Below are 20,282 nucleotides of genomic sequence, written 5' to 3' on the forward strand. Positions count from 1 at the left end.
CGTTAAAATTATACAAAAAAAATAACCGCTGAAAAAGCGGTTTTTCTAAAAGGTTGAATAACCCAAAAAGAGGGGGTGCTTGTTGGAACATTCACATTGTTGGGGAAAAAGGAAGCGGGATTATACCCGTCACTTTTATCGTAACGAAAAAAGTAGGATTTGTCAATTAGTTTTTACTAAATTTACTTAACTTATATATTTCTCCGTTTTGAACAAATTGCAATACCAGTTCACTACTTCCAAGATAGCTGTTATCTTTCGCGTTTCTAATTTCGACATACATGCTTACTAAATAACCGTTCTGGTCTTCCTGGTAGTTAAAATTCACAAGCTCTAATTTAAAATTATCAAGATTTCTAAAAGCATCTTTTATATCAAGAGCCGTCACTTCATCAGAAATCTCCCGTATTTTCGCGTAATTTTTTTCCGGTATCCATACCAACAGCTCTTTACAGCTTTGCCGCACCCAATCAATTCCTTTTAGTACCCGACTGGCAGGCAAGGGCAATTGCCCCTGGCCTGGTGCAGGTTTTGCTGGAATCGGCGGTTTAGACACGGGAGGTTTAGGTACGTTATCGTAAATCGGGGTAATCTCTACCCGTGGTTTTATCTGGCTTCTGGCAAAGTCAATATATATTTCCCGGGTATTGCCGTCCGGCCAGCTTACTCCAAGTAAAGCCCCTTTTTCCTGCCCCCCGGGTAAAAAATAAAAGTATTCATCTAACCGGGGAGGTATCCCTCCAATACTGGAACCTACACCTAATAATTCCAGTATATTACCATCACTGTAAAGCTTTACAGGCAGATTTAAATATCTAAAAGCTTCAAGTTCTTCCCGCCTTCCTTTTAGGTTAACCACCACTGCCCACTGGGTTGGCGCTAAAATTACTTTTTTCACAAAAATTTCGGGAGTACCTCCGAGACTTTTTCCCACATATACTTCGCGAACAGTTCCCGCAACAGGACAAGATACAGATTTTTCAAAACCTAGAATACTCCCGTTATTAACTTTTAACCCACCTTTAATAATTACTTCCCGGGGTTTTCCAAGATAATTGCTAAAAATATACCCGTGAACTACCCTTTCTCCCATTTGTAAACGGGTTAAGGTTGATAGTTTTTCTGCGCCTGGTAGTAAAAGCTCCACTTCTAACCGGGTATTAGACAGATCAATATAATCCCGATTAGAGTAAAGATAAAAACTAATGGCGATACGCGTAGCATCGTTTATTGCTTCATCGAGGTAAAGGATATATTTTCCTAAATTTATCTCCTGTTCTAACTTCCGGACTAAACCCAACGATAACGCTCTTTTTATTCCCCCGTCAGCAAGGGAATTAAAGATCGAACCGCTAGGCTTAAAAGCAGTAACCGCCTGGTCATCGGCTTCTAAAGAAATTACTTCCCTTTTCAATTCTAAAGACGGTACCAACATTAAATAAAAAGTAAATATCAAAGCCAAAATGAGCTGAAAAAAAGTTCTCAAGGCCCCTTCCCCCCTTTTGCAATCACCTTATTAAAATATTATACCAAATTCTTCTAATGCTTGTTATTTTTTCATTAAAAATTTTTACTGACCCCTACCTCCAAACTCTTCTTGTTTCCGCTGTTCCCCCCTTTTTTTCTTCTTTGCCACCTTCAGGTCCGGTTTCAATTCTCGTAATTTCCCCTTCCACCGTAAGCTCAATGGTTTTCCCCTGGCTGGTAGTAATCTTTACCCGGGTAGTTTTTCCCTGTTTTTGATTATCTTTATCCTGCCCCTGCTTTGCCGCTGCTTTAAATTTACCGTAAGTTTTTTGCAGTTCCTCAATATTTTCCCGGGTAACCAGTCGAACGGGCGTGTAAATTACCGGAAGTTCTCCCTTTTTTACCATAATTTTAGTCTCACCTTTAAAGCCGCGATTTTTTAAAAGTCCATCCATTTCCTCCACCGCTTTGGCCGCGATAACTTCCTGCAGAGGGTCGATAGAAGCTAAAAGTTTATTTTGATAAATTGCTTGGGCAATTTTGGGCGTAAGCTCCATTGAAGCAAAAATCACGCCTCTTTCTTTATTCATTCCAACCTCGGCTAATAATTCTCCGATTTTTCCATCTAAAGCAATAATGCTTTGTCCTTCGGCAAGTTTTTTTACCCCGGCTAGAACTTTTCTCTGGTCTTTAACTAAAAGTTCTCCGGTTGTAACGCTTTTACCAAGAGCCGTAAGCTCCTTCATTAAACTCTCTTCTAAAAGTTTTACCGAAAGTTTCTGGCGATTGGCCGCCAATAACAATACCTTGCCCGTTTTTTCATAAAGGGCCAGGTTTTTAGCCATAAGCTCCGCTCCTTTTTTGTAATCCAACAGGATCGCCCCATCTCCCCAAGCACTGTAGGGGATATCTTTTAAAAAGATAATTTTACTCTCCCGGTAAAGTTTTTGTGCCAATATACCGGCCTTAGGCGAACCTGCCGTCTCCCAGATAACCCCTTTAGGTTTTCGGCCGGTAATTTGGGTTAAAATTTTCTCTTCCCGGTTTTCGTTAGCATTTAAACTTTTAATCATAACTTGCCATTTCTTTTCTTTCGCTTTGGCTTCAAAGGTTTTTATTAAATCTTTTTCCTCCTTACTTTTGGCTACCATCAGGAAAATTTTAGGTGGCAAAGGTTTTCTTTTTTTATCGGGACAACCGGTAAGGCTAATTATTAAAGAAACTGCCAAAAAAAATACAAGAGCTTTTTTCATTTTCAAAAACCCCCCTTTACATTTATTTTTGTAAAAATACCGGCAGTTTATCCACTTAGTCCTTTACAAATCCCAGGGGTTCTGTTATTATATAGTAAATAATATTTTTGCTCTATTATATAATAATATTTGCTAACAATTTTTTGAGGGGGGCTTGAAATGACGTTATACATCGATTACGACGCATGTCTAAAGGAACCCACCTGTCCCGCCGCCACCTATTGCAGCACTAAAGCTCTTTACTTTCATCCCGAAGAAAGCCGGCTTTTTTTCAACCCCGATCTTTGCAACGGCTGCGGGCAATGCATCCAGAAGTGTGCTTTAAACGCCCTCTCTTTGTTTGAAACTACGGAGGAATTGGGTATCTTTTTGGAAAAAATAACAAGGGCCCGGGAAAATTTTACTTCCAAACTTGAATCTATCATCGGCTTAAAATAACAACCCCTCTGGGGGTTGTTTTTATTTTGCTTTAATACTTTTCAATTATACTTTAGATATGTTATACTTTTACTAATAATTTTTAATTTTATGAATCTTCGGAGGTGTTCCTATGCCAATTCACATTGATTTAGACCTTTGCGACCAAAATGAAGATTGCCCCGCCGCTACTTACTGCTTGTACGGCGCCCTTTACTTTGACCACGCGGAGCACAAGCTAAAGTACGACCGGGAAAAGTGCCAAAACTGCGGCACTTGCGTAAATCACTGTGGACCCGGTGCGTTATACTATGCAAAAGATGATGATGAATTAAAAATGCTGGTTGAAGAGCTAAACAAACTAAAAGAAATTTAGGGCGGGGTCATCCCCGCCCTTTTAGCTTAAAATAGTTGTAATTGCTCAAAATCTTCTATTTCCTTATTTTGCTTTAATGCAAAATACAAATCCCGCACCGCCTTAAAATCTTCCCAAGTCGGCCGTTTTTTCGCGGGATCCCTAAGGAGCGCCGCCGGATGATAGGTAGGCATTATTTTTATGTCACCTTTTTCATGCCAGAGGCCGCGAATTTTTGTAATTCTTACTTCTGGTCCAATTAAAGCTTGGGCTGCTGTAGCCCCAAGGCAAACAATAATTTTAGGTTTAATTAACTCAATTTGCCGGTCTAAAAACTGCCGACAGGCAGCCACTTCATCTTTAGTCGGCACGCGGTTATTGGGAGGACGACATTTTACCACATTGCCAATATAAACTTCCTCCCGGGAAATCCCCGCGGCTTCCAATATTTTGTTTAAAAGTTCCCCGGCTGCCCCTACAAACGGCCTCCCCTGCCGATCTTCTTCGGCTCCGGGTCCTTCGCCTACCAGCATTAAAAGAGCATTTTCATTGCCTTCTCCAAAAACCACCCGTTGGGCGTGAGCTCTTAGATTACAGCGCTGGCAAGCTAAAGCTTCTTCATATAAAGTTAAAAGCTTCCCCATTACTCCTCCCGCTCCAGCAAAATCCGGTGGTCCACCAGTTCTAAACGTTTTATCCGGGCTTTAATAACTTTTCTCTGCCCAAAAATATTTTCCAGCAAAAGCCCCTCCTCGGTGGGTATTAGTTTATCCACCCGTTCTAAAAAAAGCTCCTCCTTATCCCCCTTTACCACAAAAGCACTGGCTTCACACATCTTTACATCCCCCTTTTTATTTTTAATCTTTTCCCTTGATAACGGCTAAAGGTTTTAAAATCGCTACCACCTCGGCAAGACCAGCCCCGGTCACTGTCTCAATTACCAAGTCAATATCTTTATACGCCTGGGGCGCTTCATCTAAGACAGCTTCTGGTTTCTCGTTTAAAAGGATTTCTCCCAAGGCCTGTTTTAAATCCGAAACCGTAATGTTTTTAATTGATGCTTTTCGGGACATACTCCTGCCTGCTCCATGATTTAAAGAGTTAAAAGTTAGGGTGATTTGGGGCGTTGCTCTTAACACATAAGATTTCGTTCCCATACTTCCAGGGATTAATACCGGATGGCCTGTTTCTTTAAATGCCGGTAAATTGGCCCGGTGCCCTGCAGGCAAAGCCCTCGTTGCCCCTTTTCGGTGAACTAAAACTGTTCTTTCGTCATGAACTTCTATTTTAGCAATATTGTGGGCTAAATCATAAACCAAGTCAAGCTTTCCATCCCCCAGCTGTTCTTTAAATACCAGCCTTAAATAATAGGTGATAAGCTGGCGGTTGGCATAAGCAAAGTTCGCCACTGCCACCATTGCCTGATAATACTGCTTCCCCTCCGGTGAAGAAAAAGGTACAGCTGCCAGTCCTTTTGCCGGTACGTTTACTCTGTACTTGGGTCCTGCTCTATATAAAATCTCGGTATACTCGGTACACACCTGGTGCCCAAGCCCCCGGCTTCCGGTATGAACCATTACACATAGTTGCCCCGGGTACAGCCCGTACCTTTCGGCCAGTTGCTTCTCCCTTATTTCCACTACTTCCTGCAGCTCAATAAAGTGGTTTCCGCCTCCTAAAGTACCAAGTCCTTCGGCACCCCGGGATAAAGCAGTCTCGGACAAAGCTTTAAGATCGGCCCCGGGCATAACCCCGCCCTCTTCTATTTTTGCTAAGTCCTCCTCAATACCGTATCCTTCCTCCAAAAGAGCCCGCACCCCGTGCACCAAAACTTGAGGGAGGAGTTTTCTCACTTCCTTCTCCCGGTTTTTTTTGCCAACTCCCGCCGGAACATATCTTTCAATGGCACTTACTAATTTTCGTAATCTTTCCCGGGATAATTCCCGGGCCGCAAAGGGAGTAGTTAAAAGCCGCACCCCGCAGTTAATGTCCATCCCCACTGCCCCGGCAGAAATTACGCCTTCCGGTAAAACAGTAGCCATCACGCCCCCGATTGGTAACCCAAACCCTTCATGCAAATCCGGCATGCCGTAAACCGCCCGGTAAACCCCGGGAATACTTGCCGCATTTTGGAGTTGCTTTAACGATTCATCATTATAAAGAGCAGGAATTAATTTGCTGTGAGCAATCACATACCCATCTACCTGCATTTTCCCTTGCTTGGGTAAAAGGTAGAGGTTATCTTTTATTTTTTCTAACATTATACTCACCACAGTTTAATTGTACCAGAGCTAAAATAAAAACCCAACCCCTAAGAGTTGGGTAAATCCAGGTCTTTTAGCGTTACCACCCGATTTTTCCCGGCATTTTTGGCAAGGTACAAAAGTTTATCAGCAACTCCCAGAAGTTCTTCTAAATTTTTGGCTTCCTCGGGAAAGACCGTAACACCAATAGAAGCCGTAACCGAAATCCCTGGCTCGGAAAATTTTAATTCATTAATAGCACTTTTGAGCTTGGCCGCCACTTCATAGCTTCCCTGCCAGCCAGCAGCCGGCAGCACCACGCAAAACTCCTCCCCGCCGTAACGGGCCACCACATCTTGATTTCGCACCGTACTTCTTAAGATTTCACCAACTTTCTTTAAAACTTCATCTCCCATCAAATGTCCATAAACATCATTAATATGTTTAAAATTATCCAAATCTAGAAGAATTAAGCCCAGTTGGCTTCCATGACGGCGGCAAAAAGCTATTTCTTTTTCTAAAAAGTTTACCAAAAAACGACGGTTGTAAACTTTAGTAAGTTCATCAATCATGGACGAATATTCTAAAGCTTTTAATAGCCGAGCATTATACAAATACGGTACAGCAATTTCCACCAGTCGTTCGATTCGTTTTAGCTTTTCCTGTTCCCCCGTAGCACAGGTGACATGAATTACGCCTTTAACCTCCCCACCCACAATTAAAGGAATACAGGCATAAAAACCACTCCCCCGGTACTCCGGACACCGGTCTAAACTTCCGGGAAACTTCACTACCTTCCTCCCCCGGGCAATAACCGCACAAACCTCTTTGTCTTCTAAAATCTGGGGATTGCAGTGGACTTCTCCCGATAAAGCTTTAATTTCCAGACGGTTTTGGCTTTCATTTAAGATTAAAATTGCGGTATCAGTAATTTTATATTTTCGTTCCAAAAAATTCTTTAAGATCTTATAAATACCCTCTTCCTCTTTTTCATTTTTCAGTAAACGGTTTAATTCTACTTCCGCCGTTAAGCTTGTAATAAGCTCCTCCGTATTTTTAATAAACTTCTTAAGTTCCACGGAACAATCGCCTAATTCCTGGAAATTTTCGGGAAACGGCTTGTCTAAACCCTTTTGATTTAACTGTTTTAAATAAGCTGTAACCAGATTTTCCCGTTTTAAAATTTCCCGGTTAAAATAAGCAAAAATACTCCCAATAACCAAAAGTTCTAAAACAACTAATAAACTCATCACCCCTATTTCCCCGTAAAAAGTTTTTAAATTTTCAGCTACAGGAGTTAAAAAAACAATCCGCTCGCCGCTACTTCCTTTTTTAACCGACAGGTAATAATTAGAGCCGGCAATTTTATAAATTCCAGCCGGCGGAAAACTCCTGCTAAACCGGGATAATTCTTTTAAAAATTCCAGGGGATAATCACGGTTTTGGGCAATTAAACTGCTCCCACCTAAGTTAATAAACTTTCCCTGAATCATATCTGGGGTAAAGCCAAGCTTTTTTAACTGGTTATTTTCCAAAAACGCCACAATTCCAAAATTTGGCGCAGTATCATTTATCTCATTAATAATCCTTTCCCAGAACATACCCCCCATTAAATAACCGACAAGCTTGTTTTGGTAAAAAACCGGTATAACCACCCGAAAGCGGTAACCTAACGGTCCAAAGACAAGTTTGGCTTCATATTCACCCGGTACCCCTTTTAAATTGATAAAATTCTTTACATTATCTCCTGAAAGCCCGGGCGTCGCAAGTCGTAATATAACCTTTTTCCCTGAATCAAGAACCCCGATATTATCTATACCCATATTTTGCCAGTTTAAAAAAGAAGCCGTAAGATAACGACTAAGTCCTTCCCGCTTCTTTTCCTTCAAGAGTTGACAAAAGGTTTGGTCACTGGCCAAGGTTCTTAAAGCCAGGAAGATTTTCTCCGTTTGGGCCTGTTCTAACACGTTTATCTGTGTTTCCACCTGTTTTTGCTCTAACGTTACCTTATCCCTGAATATTTTACTGTAAACTCGGTGCGCATTAGCCCACTCGAGCAGGGAAAAGATAAGGACAATACTTAAAATTATAACAATTTGCTTCCCTCTCAGGCTTTCGGTCACCTTATCCACCTTCTTTTATTAGCCACTAACAATACAATTTCGCCCTTCTCTTTTGGCCCGGTATAAATAATCATCTGCAACTTGAATTAACTCTTCTATCCGCCGCCCATCTTCGGGATAAACGGCAATTCCAAAACTAGCCGTTAGCTTTATGCCTCCGATAGCTCCAGGGAAAATATTTTGAGCAATCGCTCTTTTTAACTTTTCCGCTAATTCCTTGGCCCCAGTCCGGTCGGTATCGGGCAAAATTAATAAAAATTCATCCCCGCCGTAGCGCACCGCCAAATCCTGCCGGCGAACGGTTTCCTGAATTAAGGTTGCCAGTACCTTCAATAACTCATCGCCGGTCAAATGGCCGAAATTATCGTTAATTTCTTTAAAATGGTCTAAATCAAACATAATAACGGCTAAGGGCTGTCCGGTCCGTTCAGCAATAGCCAGCTGCTTATCCAGAAAACCCTGCATAAAACGGCGATTATAAAGGCCGGTTAATTGGTCTTCCAAAGCTCTTTTTTGGGCTTTAGCTAAAAGCCGCGTATTGTAAATAACCGGCGCCGCTAAAGATAAATAACGTACCACCTTATCAAAATTCACCCTGGTTTCCTTGGGAATCCTGGCCTGAATCACTCCCCGAATTTTTCCGCCAATTATCATGGGATAGCAGAAATAATCATCCTCGTCGGTAAACTCAGGACATAAATCCACACTTTCTTTTACCCATAAGGATTTTCCCGTCCGCTTTACTTTACAAAGTTCCGGTTTATATAAAACATCTTTACGACAACCAATTCTAGTGGTAGCCAGCACTTCCTCAAAACGGTCTTCACTCTCATTTAAGCGTAAAATTACCACCTTATTTATATTAAATTTTTGTTTCAATAAACTTACTATTAAGTAATAAACATTTTCTTCCCGGGTCTCCTGCTGTAAAATCCCTTGAAACTGGTTAATTTCCTGAAGTTCGGTATATTCATCCCGGACATAGGTTATAAGCTCATTTAACCCAGCAATAAATTCTTTAAACTCCCGCACCGCTCTGACTTTTAAAGGCTCAATCCCCATAACCCCTTTAACGCTGACTTCCGCAAAAGCTTTTAAAATTTCTTCTAAGGGTTCTAAACTTTTATTTACCGTGAAAACAATTAACAAGCCGCTTCCTAATCCTAAAAGTAATAACTGAATTAACCCTTGCCAGAAAATTTTTCGAGCATAAGTTTCATAGTCTGAAGCAGGGCAAAGAATTACTTCTGTAAAATTTTTGCCATTAAACCTTTGCAAGTAGTAAGGACTTGAATTGATTTCCACAACACCGGATTTAGAATTCAATAACTTTTCAGGAGGCATGATATTTAAAACCCTTTTTCCCATTTCCGGCTGATTTGATCCTAAATAAAACCAGTTTCCGTATTTCTTAACTGTCCCCACAAAGTCACTGCTGTTATATACCGCAAAATTTTCCTGATTTACCGGCAAAAAAAACAAATTAATATAAGGGGATAACAAATCTAATCCTTTGAGGAAGTGTTCAAACTCTTCTCCTACCTGGACAACTCCTAAAAAAATTTGATTTTGATCATAAATCGGCAGTAAATAATAAATATAAGCACCGGATTTTCCTAACTCTATCCCAAAAGTAGGTTTTCGCGTAGATAGCACCTGCCGTACCAGGGGGCGTATTAAAATACTATCACCGTTAAAACTTGGCTCATGAAAGCGGTAGAGGACCTTACCATCGGGTAGAAGAAAAAGCAGATTTTCAATGCTTTGCTCTTTTAATTTCCGGTAAAAGGGCAAAAGGTCAGAGATTAAACCCTCCTTATCATTATTCAAAAGGGCTCTTTTTATTTTTTTATCCGCCAGCACCAGATTAGCAGCCACGCTTAGCCGCAATTGTTCGTGCTTTAATAAAGATTCTACTAGCTGGTAGTTCTCTATACTTTTTTGATAATGAAAGGACAAAAGTTCCCGCCGATCTTCGATAAATTTTAAAATACTTTGGGCTAAAAGCCCCAAAAACAAAACAACCAAAACGGCTAAAAGCAAACGTAGCTTAAAAGACCAGCGCATAAATGTCCTCCTGTATACCTGATGCTATTAAAATTCCACAAAATTTTACATATTCCTTCTTTTAATAAAAAAACGCTTTAACTCCAAAAAAGAGCTAAAGCGTTTTTTAACCGTTCTACCGTTTTTTGATTTTTCGTGGTAATTTCCCGCCGGCGCTCCAGCGGAATCCCGGAGGTCCCTTCATCTAAAAAAGTTCGGGGTAAAAAAAGTCCGGCTTTCTTTTCATATTTTCGCCAGAAATCTGCCGGTACATCATACGGTAAAACACGCCCGGTCATTTCCGCCCAAACAATGGCCCAAGCGCGGGGAACCACTCGCCAGTAATCATATCCCCCGCCACCACCCGCCACCCAGCGCCCGTCACAGACTTCATGGGCCAAATCATGTAAAAGTCGGGTAGATTCTTGAAAAACATAAGTAGTATTGGCCAGATGGGTCAAAGGGTCTAAGCGGTGGGAATCACATCCATGCTGAGTCACCAGAACATCCGGTTTAAATTTACGAATTATATCCGGGACCACTTCTTCTAAAGCCCCAAGCCAGGAATCATCTTCCGTATACGGCTCTAAAGGAATATTAACTTTAGTGCCGTACGCCGCCCCCTCCCCCAGTTCGGTTATTGACCCGGTACCGGGAAACAGATAGCGGCCGGTTTCATGAATAGAAATGGTCAATACTCCCGGGTCCTGATAAAAAAGCCACTGTACCCCATCCCCATGGTGAGCATCTAGGTCCACATAGGCTACTTTAAGACCATTTTCCCGCAACTTTGCTATTGCTACCGCCAAGTCGTTATAAATACAAAACCCTGAGGCGCTATCCCTTAAAGCATGATGAAGCCCCCCGGCTACATTAAAAACATGGTCCGCTTTTCCTTCATAAACCATTTCCGCTGCCAGAGCCGAACCCCCGGCAATTAATGCTGCTGCTTCGTGCATCCCGTAAAAAATCGGATTATCTTCAGACCCTAGGCCAAAACTGCTGCCAGTCACCTTTGCGGGATTACTGCTTAATTTTATCACCGCTTCAACATAAGCTGGGTCATGAACCAAGTAAAGTTCGTCCAAGGTGGCTCGACGGGGTGGGATAATTTCTCCTGGGTTTAAAATCCCTGCAATCTGCATTAACTCTACGGTTAATGCATACCGCTGCGGATTTAGAGGATGGTCATCGGAAAGCTTATAACTTAGATATTCTTCATCGTAAATTAAAAAGGCCTTGCCACCCATATTTATACCTCTCCAAAGGGATTTATTACGGTAAATCCCTTGGCTAAAATCCGGTCAATTACAGGCTTGGTATTCATGGTTTCAATCCGCAGGATAAGATTTTTAAAACCATTTTCCGTTTTCGGTGCCAAAAACACGCTCACCACGTTAATATTTAATTCTTTCATTATTTGGGCAACCTCCGCTAGCATTCCCGGCTGGTCGGGCACCCGGACTTCGATACGAGAGCTTCTCTTATATACACCCATTAATTCGGCAAAAGCCATTACAATATCCCCCTGGGTTACTATACCCACAAGCTCGTCTTCTAAAAGGACCGGTAAACACCCCACCCTATTTTCCAGCATCATTTTGGCTGCGTCCTCTACCGGATCCAGGGGATGGGCAGTAACCACCCTTTTTTGCATTATAGCGCCAACTTTTATCTGCCAGCAGGGTCCATTCTCCCCGGAATAAGGCGAAGGGCAGGCATACCTTAAATCCCGGTCCGAAACAATCCCCACCAGTTTTTCCTCATCTACCACCGGTAAATGCCGAATTCTTTTTTCCTGACTTTTAGCCATTGCTTCCCGGATAGTTTCAGTACTTTTTACCGTTACCAGTTCCCGGGTCATGATATCTTTGACCAGCATGAGGTTCACCTCTTAATACTTAATATTAGAAATTTTCTGGATATTTATAAAACAGTTTAGGGAAAGTACATTACTTTCCCTAAAATACTTTTTTCCCCTCATATCTTAAAACCTCAAATTGTTCTACCTGTTCTGGAGTTAATTCTTTACCATAACGGACCATTAACATATTAGCGGGATGAGAAGTAATTTCCGGGTCATCGGTATAAACCCGCTCCATCCCTGCCGCACTAGAAAATAGGTTTTCCAGCATTTTTTGGTAGGACCAGACATCCATCCCTTTATTTTTTAAATCCCAGTGCCAGTAATATTCGGTAGACATGACAATATATTTCTCTAAAACCGGGTCCGAAAAAGCTTCACTTAAAAGCTTCCGGGCAAGCCCCGTGCCGCGAAGCCCCGGAGTTACTTCGATAGCTCCCATTTCCAGCAAAAACGGCAAATGGGCCTTTCCCCAGCGGGTAAACTCATCGGGCGAATGAAAAGTAACATAACCGACTATTTTTTCACCAAGCCGTGCAATTACCACCCAGCCCAGAGGCTGGTTAGCTATATCTATTAAAGCTTCTTTTTGTCTCCGGTAAGGACGGAAATTAGATAATCCTTCATCTATCTCAAGGCTTCTTAACGTATCGCCCCGGTCATGCTTCTCAATAATTACCGTACCCAATGGGGTATTAAACTCTACCATGAAAATCCCACGCTCCCAATTATTTGTTTTAATTTATTATAGCAAATAGCAAAATTATTATCTACAAATAATTATAACTTTTTAGCTAGATCTCGGATTTTGCTCCAGAGATATCCAATAAAACCGCGATTTTTTCGTGTTAGATCTATGTAAGAATCATAAGGCGATGGTGCCGTAATAATCCCCACATCCGCTGGAAAAAACGATTTTTTCATGTATAAAGTTTCTATCCGGTGGCTTCCCCGCCGGGATACTTCTAAAGGTACCATCCCATAAGAGTAGGAAAGTTCTCGAAAAAGTTCCTCGGGAGAGTGGATGTAAACGCCATTTACCGTTAAAATTACATCCCCGGTTTTAAGTCCGGCACTATCCGCAATTGAGCCTGGATTAACTCCTAAAACCATTACCCCAACACCGTTTTCGGGATTAACAAAAAGCGGTCGCCCTTCTTCCAGCTTTCGTCCCCAATAAATTACCGCTTCGTGGCCCAAAGGCATAAAGAGGGCAGCAAACCACGATATAACAGTGAATTTCATGGAAAGCATCGCCAGAAAAATTAAAATTATACTGTAAGCCCCAAGATACATTGCCGATAACTTGCTTTTTTCTTCGGGGTAACGGGTTATTACCATATCGCCATAGCCAAGGCCTGCTACTACCGGAATTAAAGAATACATTAAATTAGGCGTAGTCTCACTACTTTTAATAAGCGGCCACCAATCGGGCATTTGAATCCCCCCGGTAGTTTGGGGCAACTGGGTTACCACCACCAGAGCTGCTAGCGGTATGGGCCAAAATCGTTGCAAAACAAATCCACCGACAATTTGTCCGGTTTTAATCTTAAAATACTCTGGCCTTGCCCCTAGATGCCCGCCAATGGAAATAAGGACACTCTCCACCAGGTGAAGTACCCCAACTAAAGCTGCAATTTGAGCAACATTTACTTTAGGAAAACCAAAAATAAGGTAAGCTAAGGATACTACTCCTCCGGCGTAGGAAAAACATAAAAACCTCGGGTTTATAAGCATGAATAAAATTGCTAAAGGCCACAGATAGGAAAGTCCAGCCTCGTTTAAAGCAATCCCTAAAAAAACCAGCACCAGGCTTCCGGACATACCTCCCACTATCCCATGGGCGGTGGCTTTAAATGTGTCATAAATTACCCCTGGCGACAGGATAAACTTTCCCGAAATTCGAGAATATTGCAACGCGATAATTAATACCACTACCCAAAATACAGGGTTTTCAAATAAGGCCAGAAAAACTGTATACAAAGTATTTCCGGCAAGCTTAAGCCAGAGCATGCTTTTCCCTCGCTTATTTAACTTTCTTGGCTAAAATTTCTTTCGCTTTTAATAACTGAAGGTCTTCTTTACTTCCTGCCGGTTGCTTAACTACTATATCCGGCTCAATCCCTTTTTTGTTAATATCATGTTTTTTCGGAGTTAAGTAACGGGCCACTGTAAGCTTTAATCCAGCATTTCCGGGGAGCTTAAAAATTGATTGCACTACTCCTTTCCCAAAGGTTTTCTCTCCTACTAAAACCGCTACCTGCCAGTCTTTTAAAGCACCAGCTACAATTTCCGAGGCACTGGCACTCCCACCGTTTACCAAAACTACCATGGGAAGCCCTAAAGCCGGCAGATTAGCTTTTTCCTCCTCATCGGGCTGATTGCGGTAATCGACATAGACAATGGTTTTCCCTTTGGGAATAAAGAGGTCAGCAATTTCGACCGCCGCCGTTAACTCCCCACCAGGATTATCCCGTAAATCAAAAATTAAACCTTTCATTCCTTTTCTCTTCAGGTCACCAAGCGCTTTTCTCACCGCTTCCGGCGAGTTTTCGGTAAACTGGGATAAAGCAAGATAGCCAATTTTATCATCAAGCATTTTGCTTTCAACCGTCGGTATCGTGATAGTTTCCCGAACCAGCGTAAACTCCCGGGTTTCTTTTTCTCCGGGTCTTAAAATTCCTACGCTAACTTTTGTACCTACGGGCCCCCGCATTAAGCTTACCGCCGTATCTAAATCCATCCCTTTGGTATCCCGCCCGGCTACTTTTACAATAATATCCCCCGCTTTAATGCCGGCTTTAGCCGCTGGAGTATTGGGAATAGGTTTTACCACAACAATATGCTTCTCCTCCATGGTAACAATTAACCCAACCCCACCAAAGGCTCCAGTAATCTGTTCATTTAAATGTTTAAACTGTTCCGGATCAAGATATACCGAATAAGGGTCATCTAGGCCTTCTACCATCCCTTTTATTGCACCATTCATTAATTTTTCAGTGGAAACTGGCTGGTAGTACTGGCTTTTAATTAAAGCAATTACGGTGAGCAAGGTCTCTATCTTATCACCATTATTTTTCCATAAATATCCTCCAAGAGCAAATATTCCCCAGAGGAATAAAACCACCACCACCAGGGCAATAATCTTCTTCCGGGACAACGATATACACCTCTCTGTCTTTGTTAAGTTTTTCTTTGCGTTAATAATATTATAGTAGCACTTTTAGAAAAGATATGCTATATGGAACAAATTCTTATAATTTCGTATTTAATGATAGAAAAAGACACGGACACTCCGTGCCTTTTAGAAATATTGCATTGGATTTACATACTCACCATTTAGGAGGACACCAAAATGGAGATGGGGACCAGTCGAAAGACCGGTACTACCCACATCGCCAATGTGTTCGCCCTTTTCCACCCGCTGCCCCACCGAAACTCTAATAGCTGAAAGATGCGCATAAAGGGTGGAAACGCCGCCGCCGTGGTCAATGATAATTACTTTTCCATAGCCTTGCATTGTCCCAGCATAAATTACCACACCGGCTTGAGCGGCAAACACATCGGTACCAGTAGGAGCCGGGATATCAATCCCCTGGTGCATCCGCGTGGTTTTCAGGATAGGATGCTCCCGTAATCCAAATCCAGAAGAAATATTGTAGTAGCCATCTACTGGCCATTTAAAAATTCCGCTGCCCATGGCAGGACTTGATCTCTGCCGTTGCCTAACAATTTCCTTAATTAATTTTTGCTCTTCTTCTTCCAGACGGTCTACCTCCTGCTGATACCGAGCTACATCGTTTTTAGCAAGTTCAATAAGCTTGGCTTTTTCATTTTGAGCAGCCAGCAAACTTTTTTGTGCTTCCTCTTCCTTTTGTTTTAGCAGGGTAAGCTCATTTTTCTGCTGCAAAAGCTCTTCTTTTAGTTGCTCTAACTGCTTTTTTTGGTTAGAAATATCATTTAAAAGTTTAATATCCTGCTCTATAATCCGGCTCATAAAATCCAGGCGGTTTATAAAATCAAATAAATTTTCCGCTTGCAAAAGAATTTCAAGATAAGTAATAGTGCCGTTTTGGTAAAAATCTTTCAGCCTTTTTTCAAAAAGTTCATTATTGGTGTTTAAAAGTTCTTCGGTTCTGGAAAGTTCTTCTTCGGTTGAAGCGATTTTATTTTTAATAGACACAAGATCCCGGGATAAAGCGGTCAGCTGCTGCGCGTGCTTTTCCGCTTCAGCATCAAGCCGGGCTATTTCTTCAGCATAGTTTTTGATATCGGTTTTGCGGTCTTCAATTTTCCGTTTGGTCTGGACAATTTTCTGCCGCGTTTTATTTAATTTTGAGGTTAAACTTTCGGCATAAATTGGAGTTGTCGATAATATTAAAAATACTAAAAGTAGCGCTACTCCTCGTTTCACCAAATCCCCCCTAAAACTTAAGGTACTTGTTAAGAGAAATTACACTTCCTAAAATACCAATAATCAAGCCAACTCCTACCAAAGCCCCAAAGGTCAGTGACAGCAAGTTCTGGTCACGAAAGAGCACCAGAAAAGGCAGGGTTTTGGTTATTTTTAACAGCAGCGAATAATATCCCACTGCCACTAAAATGGTAGCCAAAAAACTTCCAATAAGCCCTAAAAAAGCGCCCTCAATTAAAAACGGCATCCGGACAAACCAATTAGTTGCCCCTAACATGCGGGCAATTTCTATTTCTTTGCGCCGGGCAAAAATTCCCAGGCGGATGGTGGTCATAATTAAAAAAACCGCTCCCAGCCCAAAAAGAGTAATTACCCCTAATCCAAAAATTTTTAACAGGGAAGTTAGCTTTAATAATTTTTCCACAACCCCTTGACCGTATTTTACCGTTTCAAATTCGGTAAAATTAGAAAGCTTTTTTCCCACCACCGGTACATCTTCCGGGCGTTTAGTTTTTATTAAATAAGCATCGGGAAGGGGGTTTCGCTCTTCAATCCCTGCTAAAATATCTGCCCGTTTGCCAAGCTTTTCTTTTATTTTTTTAAGTCCTTCTTCCTTGGGGATAAATTTTACCGTTGCAACTCCATCGATGGCCTTAATTTTTTCTTCAAGGGCACGGGTATCAATGGAAACGGCATTGGTTTTTAAATAGGCATAAATTTCTAGCTGGTTCTGCAGAGTATCCGCTAAATATCCCGCATTAATAATTAACAGCGCTGCCACACCCAAAATGAAAATGGTAATAAAAACTACTAAAACCGATGCAAGGCTTAAAAAACTATTGCGAAAGATCGATTTAAAGGCTTCTTTGAAGTAGTACGTTAAAAGGTTTAAACTCATCCGGCATAAGCCCCACTTTCTTCGTCTCGAACTAATTTCCCGTCTTTTAAGGCAATCACCCGCTGTCTAAAGGAATCCACTATAAAAGCATCATGAGTTGCCACAATCACGGTAGTGCCGGTATAATTGATTTCCTTTAAAAGATTTATTATTGCTAGCGAATTATCCGGATCCAAATTGCCCGTTGGTTCGTCCGCTAAAATCAGCATAGGGTTATTAACAATGGCCCGAGCAATCGCCACCCTTTGTGCTTCACCACCGGAAAGCTCCGCTGGGAAGCGATCAGCTTTTTTGGCCATACCCACCCGCTCTAAGGCATACATAGAACGTTCTTTCAACTGCTTTCCGGACAACCCACAAATTTCTAAAGCAAAAGCTACATTTTCAAAAACGGTTTTGTTGGGTAAAAGCCGGAAGTCCTGAAACACCATGCCAATTTTTCGCCGGTATAAAGGCACCTCCCGCCCTCGAAAGCGGACGATATTTTTCCCGCTTACCAGAATTTGGCCGTTAGTTGGTACCTCTTCCCTGGTTAATAGTTTTAAAAGAGTAGATTTGCCGGCACCACTAGCACCTACTAAAAACACAAATTCCCCTTTATCTACCCTAAAACTTATATCACTTAACGCCTTTATACTGCCGGGATAAATTTTGGTTACGTTAAAAAACTGCAGCATCCGTATCCCCCGCTTTCATCCTTTTTTTATTCGACAAGGTTTCGGCTTTTTCCTTGTTTTTACCCAAAAAAAATACTGGAACTTACCGGCAAGGCTTTAAAGCTTTGTCATAATTTTGCCCAATGAAAAAGGACGGAACCCCCAAAACTTTTCCCCCGGGATTACCGTCCTTATTATTATCTTTTTCAAGCCTGGAGCCTGCGGCTTCAAGTCTGGAGCCTGCGGCTTAACGATATTGCTTTTTTGGCTGCCGTTATAATCTCCTTTACTGTAAGTCCGTACTTTTCCAAAAGCTTGTCGGGGGTTCCGGACTCTCCAAATACATCCTGTACGCCTACTTTTACCACCGGTACCGGATACTCTTCGCTTAAAACTTCCGCCACCGCTCCACCAAGGCCACCAATAACCGAATGCTCCTCGGCGGTAACCACCGCTTGAGTTAGTTTTGCGCTTTCTACAAGAAGTTCTCGATCGATAGGCTTTAAACTGGCCATATCTATTACCCGGGCGGCAATTCCTTCCGTTTCAAGAATTTTCGCCGCCTCCAGGGCTTTTGCAGTCATAATGCCGATTGCTACCAGGGTAACATCTTTTCCATCTTTTAAGACTTTTCCCTTTCCTGGCTCAAATTCATAATCGTCACCAAACACCTCGGGAACGCCAGAACGTCCAAGGCGGATGTAAACCGGTCCTTCAATATCCGCCGCTTTTTTTACTATTGCCCGGGTTTGAGCCGCATCTGCCGGTACAAACACTCTCATATTGGGAAGAGCCCGCATTAAGGCTAAATCTTCAATTGCCTGGTGAGAAGCTCCATCTTCCCCTACCGTTAAGCCCGCATGGGTTGCCGCAATTTTAACGTTAAGCTTGGGATAACAAATGCTGTTTCGGATTATCTCAAAAGCCCGGCCCGCGGCAAAAACTGCAAATGTACTGGCAAAAGGGATCTTCCCTACTGCTGCTAAGCCTGCCGCAACTCCCATAAGGTTTTGCTCCGCAATACCGATGTTAAAAAAGCGGTCGGGAAAAGCTTTAGCAAAATCTGAAGTTTTGGTAGACTTGGAGAGATCTGCATCTAATACTACTATTTTTTCATTAATTTGCCCTAATTCCACTAACGCTTTACCGTAGGCTTCGCGGGTGGCTATTCCTCCCACAGCTTTTCCCTCCCTTCTAAAAGCTCCGCCAGCGCTTTCTCTACTTGTTCTGGCTTTGGCGCAGTTCCGTGCCATTCCGCCCGGTTTTCCATAAAGGAAACACCTTTACCTTTAATGGTTCTGGCAATAATGATGCTGGGGCCCTCTAAATACTGGCGGGCAGTGTCTATAGCATTAATTATTTCGGAAATATTGTGCCCGTCAATGGTAATTACTTTAAAACCAAAGCTCCGCCATTTATCGGCAATTGGCTCGGGATTCATAACTTCCTGTACCGGCCCGTCAATTTGGAGTCCATTATAGTCCAGAATCGCCGTAAGGTTATTTAGCTTATAATGGGCCGCCGCCATGGCCGCTTCCCAGATAATCCCTTCCTGGATTTCCCCATCACCTAAAAGGGCATAAACCCGAGCGGGACTCCGGTCAAGCTTTAGCCCTAAAGCCATACCAACGGCAGTAGAAAACCCCTGGCCCAGGGAACCGGTAGACATCTCCACTCCCGGAACCTTTTTCATATCCGGATGCCCCTGCAAAGGCGAGTTTATCTTTCGAAACCCTAAAAGCCACTCTTTGGGGAAAAAACCTCGCTCCGCTAAGGCGGCATATAAAATGGGTGAGGCATGGCCTTTACTTAAAACAAAACGGTCCCGGTCCTGCCACTGAGGATTTGCCGGATCAATCCGCATTTCTTTAAAAAAAAGTACCGTCAAAATATCTGCTGCCGAAAGGGAACCTCCAGGGTGGCCAGAGTTTGCCTCGCCCACCATTCTTATTACATGCTGACGCAAGGTGTTTGCAATTAACTTTAAATTCAAGATTTCGTCCTGCACTATTTCCCCTCCTTGGCTATTGGCTTAAATCCTTCCCCTAAAACCTCGTGGACGTTAGCCACAATAACAAAAGCTTTGGGGTCGATTTTTGAGACAATTTCCTTTAAACGGGATACTTCCGAGCGGTTAACCACTGCCAGCAAAACATTTTTTTCCTGCCGGGTATAAATTCCCTCTCCTTTTAAACAGGTCCCGCTTCGGTCTAGCTCGTTAATTATCTTATCCGAAATTAAATCGGTTTTATCGCTGATAATGAAAAACGCCCGGGCATAGCCCAGTCCTTCCTGAACCACGTCAATAAGCCAGCTGGAAACCACAATAGAGATTAACGCATACAGCGCTTGTTCCGGATTAAATACAATTCCCGAAGCTAAAACCACCAACCCGTCAATCAAAAGCAAGGTCATTCCTACATTGGTTTTGGTAAACCGGCGAAAAATAGCTGCCGCTAAATCGGTACCACCGGTGCTACCTTTAAATTTAAAGACAATGCCTAACCCCACCCCCGATAGCACCCCGCCATATAAAGAAGCTAAAA

General features: G+C 42.3%; 20 protein-coding genes. 2 read left to right on the forward strand and 18 right to left on the reverse strand.

Annotated elements, in window-relative coordinates; translation table 11 throughout:
* Positions 1-166 precede the first annotated feature (166 nt).
* Positions 167-1,486: a hypothetical protein gene (locus cpu_RS06735; RefSeq protein ID WP_075859265.1), complete on the reverse strand. Its 1,320-nt coding sequence runs from the start codon at positions 1,484-1,486 to the stop codon at positions 167-169.
* A gap of 94 nt (positions 1,487-1,580) precedes the next feature.
* On the reverse strand, positions 1,581-2,720 hold the full coding sequence (locus cpu_RS06740) for a sugar ABC transporter substrate-binding protein (protein WP_075859266.1): 1,140 nt from the start codon (positions 2,718-2,720) through the stop codon (positions 1,581-1,583).
* A 159-nt stretch (positions 2,721-2,879) separates the two neighbouring features.
* Between cpu_RS06740 and cpu_RS06745 the strand changes: the two genes are divergently transcribed.
* Both cpu_RS06745 and cpu_RS06750 read left to right on the forward strand, forming a co-directional pair.
* Positions 2,880-3,158 carry an ATP-binding protein gene (locus tag cpu_RS06745; RefSeq protein WP_075859267.1) on the forward strand — a complete coding sequence of 93 codons (279 nt, stop codon included), beginning with the start codon at positions 2,880-2,882 and terminating at the stop codon, positions 3,156-3,158.
* Between the two features lie 112 nt (positions 3,159-3,270).
* Positions 3,271-3,513: a 4Fe-4S dicluster domain-containing protein gene (locus tag cpu_RS06750; protein WP_075859268.1), complete on the forward strand. Its 243-nt coding sequence runs from the start codon at positions 3,271-3,273 to the stop codon at positions 3,511-3,513.
* A 26-nt stretch (positions 3,514-3,539) separates the two neighbouring features.
* Here the strand turns inward: cpu_RS06750 and cpu_RS06755 are convergent, their stop codons facing one another.
* From cpu_RS06755 to cpu_RS06830, 16 genes are all read right to left on the reverse strand, one after another.
* On the reverse strand, positions 3,540-4,136 hold the full coding sequence (locus tag cpu_RS06755; RefSeq protein ID WP_075859269.1) for a uracil-DNA glycosylase: 597 nt from the start codon (positions 4,134-4,136) through the stop codon (positions 3,540-3,542).
* On the reverse strand, positions 4,136-4,327 hold the full coding sequence (locus tag cpu_RS06760) for a CooT family nickel-binding protein (protein WP_075859270.1): 192 nt from the start codon (positions 4,325-4,327) through the stop codon (positions 4,136-4,138). Before cpu_RS06760 ends, cpu_RS06755 begins: the two co-directional genes overlap by 1 nt.
* Positions 4,328-4,349: 22 nt before the next feature.
* A complete protein-coding gene (locus tag cpu_RS06765) occupies positions 4,350-5,753 on the reverse strand; it encodes an RtcB family protein (protein ID WP_077177219.1) in 1,404 nt (467 codons plus the stop codon).
* A gap of 50 nt (positions 5,754-5,803) precedes the next feature.
* Positions 5,804-7,858 (reverse strand): diguanylate cyclase, encoded by a 2,055-nt coding sequence (locus tag cpu_RS06770; RefSeq protein ID WP_075859271.1) that lies wholly within the window; start codon positions 7,856-7,858, stop codon positions 5,804-5,806.
* Between the two features lie 18 nt (positions 7,859-7,876).
* Positions 7,877-9,925 (reverse strand): sensor domain-containing diguanylate cyclase, encoded by a 2,049-nt coding sequence (locus tag cpu_RS06775; RefSeq protein WP_075859272.1) that lies wholly within the window; start codon positions 9,923-9,925, stop codon positions 7,877-7,879.
* Between the two features lie 77 nt (positions 9,926-10,002).
* The gene (locus tag cpu_RS06780; protein WP_075859273.1) at positions 10,003-11,154 is read right to left on the reverse strand and encodes an acetoin utilization protein AcuC; all 1,152 of its coding nucleotides are present in this window, start codon (positions 11,152-11,154) and stop codon (positions 10,003-10,005) included.
* Between the two features lie 2 nt (positions 11,155-11,156).
* Positions 11,157-11,786, reverse strand: a complete 630-nt coding sequence (locus cpu_RS06785; RefSeq protein ID WP_075859274.1) for an acetoin utilization AcuB family protein — start codon at positions 11,784-11,786, stop codon at positions 11,157-11,159.
* Positions 11,787-11,865: 79 nt separating this feature from the next.
* Entirely contained in the window at positions 11,866-12,477 is a 612-nt protein-coding gene (locus tag cpu_RS06790) for a GNAT family N-acetyltransferase (protein WP_075859275.1), read from the reverse strand.
* A 71-nt stretch (positions 12,478-12,548) separates the two neighbouring features.
* Positions 12,549-13,781 carry a PDZ domain-containing protein gene (locus tag cpu_RS06795; RefSeq protein ID WP_075859276.1) on the reverse strand — a complete coding sequence of 411 codons (1,233 nt, stop codon included), beginning with the start codon at positions 13,779-13,781 and terminating at the stop codon, positions 12,549-12,551.
* 13 nt (positions 13,782-13,794) lie between these two features.
* Positions 13,795-14,928, reverse strand: coding sequence for a S41 family peptidase (locus cpu_RS06800; protein WP_088775895.1), 1,134 nt, complete (start codon positions 14,926-14,928; stop codon positions 13,795-13,797).
* A gap of 144 nt (positions 14,929-15,072) precedes the next feature.
* Positions 15,073-16,182 carry a murein hydrolase activator EnvC family protein gene (locus cpu_RS06805; RefSeq protein ID WP_075859278.1) on the reverse strand — a complete coding sequence of 370 codons (1,110 nt, stop codon included), beginning with the start codon at positions 16,180-16,182 and terminating at the stop codon, positions 15,073-15,075.
* Positions 16,183-16,192: 10 nt separating this feature from the next.
* Entirely contained in the window at positions 16,193-17,080 is an 888-nt protein-coding gene (gene ftsX, locus cpu_RS06810; protein WP_075859279.1) for a permease-like cell division protein FtsX, read from the reverse strand.
* Positions 17,077-17,757: a cell division ATP-binding protein FtsE gene (gene ftsE / locus cpu_RS06815; RefSeq protein ID WP_075859280.1), complete on the reverse strand. Its 681-nt coding sequence runs from the start codon at positions 17,755-17,757 to the stop codon at positions 17,077-17,079. Before ftsE ends, ftsX begins: the two co-directional genes overlap by 4 nt.
* A gap of 206 nt (positions 17,758-17,963) precedes the next feature.
* Positions 17,964-18,914 carry a transketolase family protein gene (locus cpu_RS06820; protein ID WP_075859281.1) on the reverse strand — a complete coding sequence of 317 codons (951 nt, stop codon included), beginning with the start codon at positions 18,912-18,914 and terminating at the stop codon, positions 17,964-17,966.
* A complete protein-coding gene (locus cpu_RS06825; protein ID WP_369688857.1) occupies positions 18,902-19,744 on the reverse strand; it encodes a transketolase in 843 nt (280 codons plus the stop codon). The genes cpu_RS06820 and cpu_RS06825 overlap by 13 nt, the downstream gene beginning before the upstream one ends.
* Positions 19,744-20,282: YitT family protein (locus cpu_RS06830; RefSeq protein ID WP_143299307.1), on the reverse strand; the 539-nt coding region annotated here is incomplete at its 5' end. The genes cpu_RS06825 and cpu_RS06830, both read right to left, overlap by 1 nt.

Origin of the sequence: Carboxydothermus pertinax, assembly GCF_001950255.1 — a bacterium.
GTDB lineage: Bacteria > Bacillota > Z-2901 > Carboxydothermales > Carboxydothermaceae > Carboxydothermus > Carboxydothermus pertinax.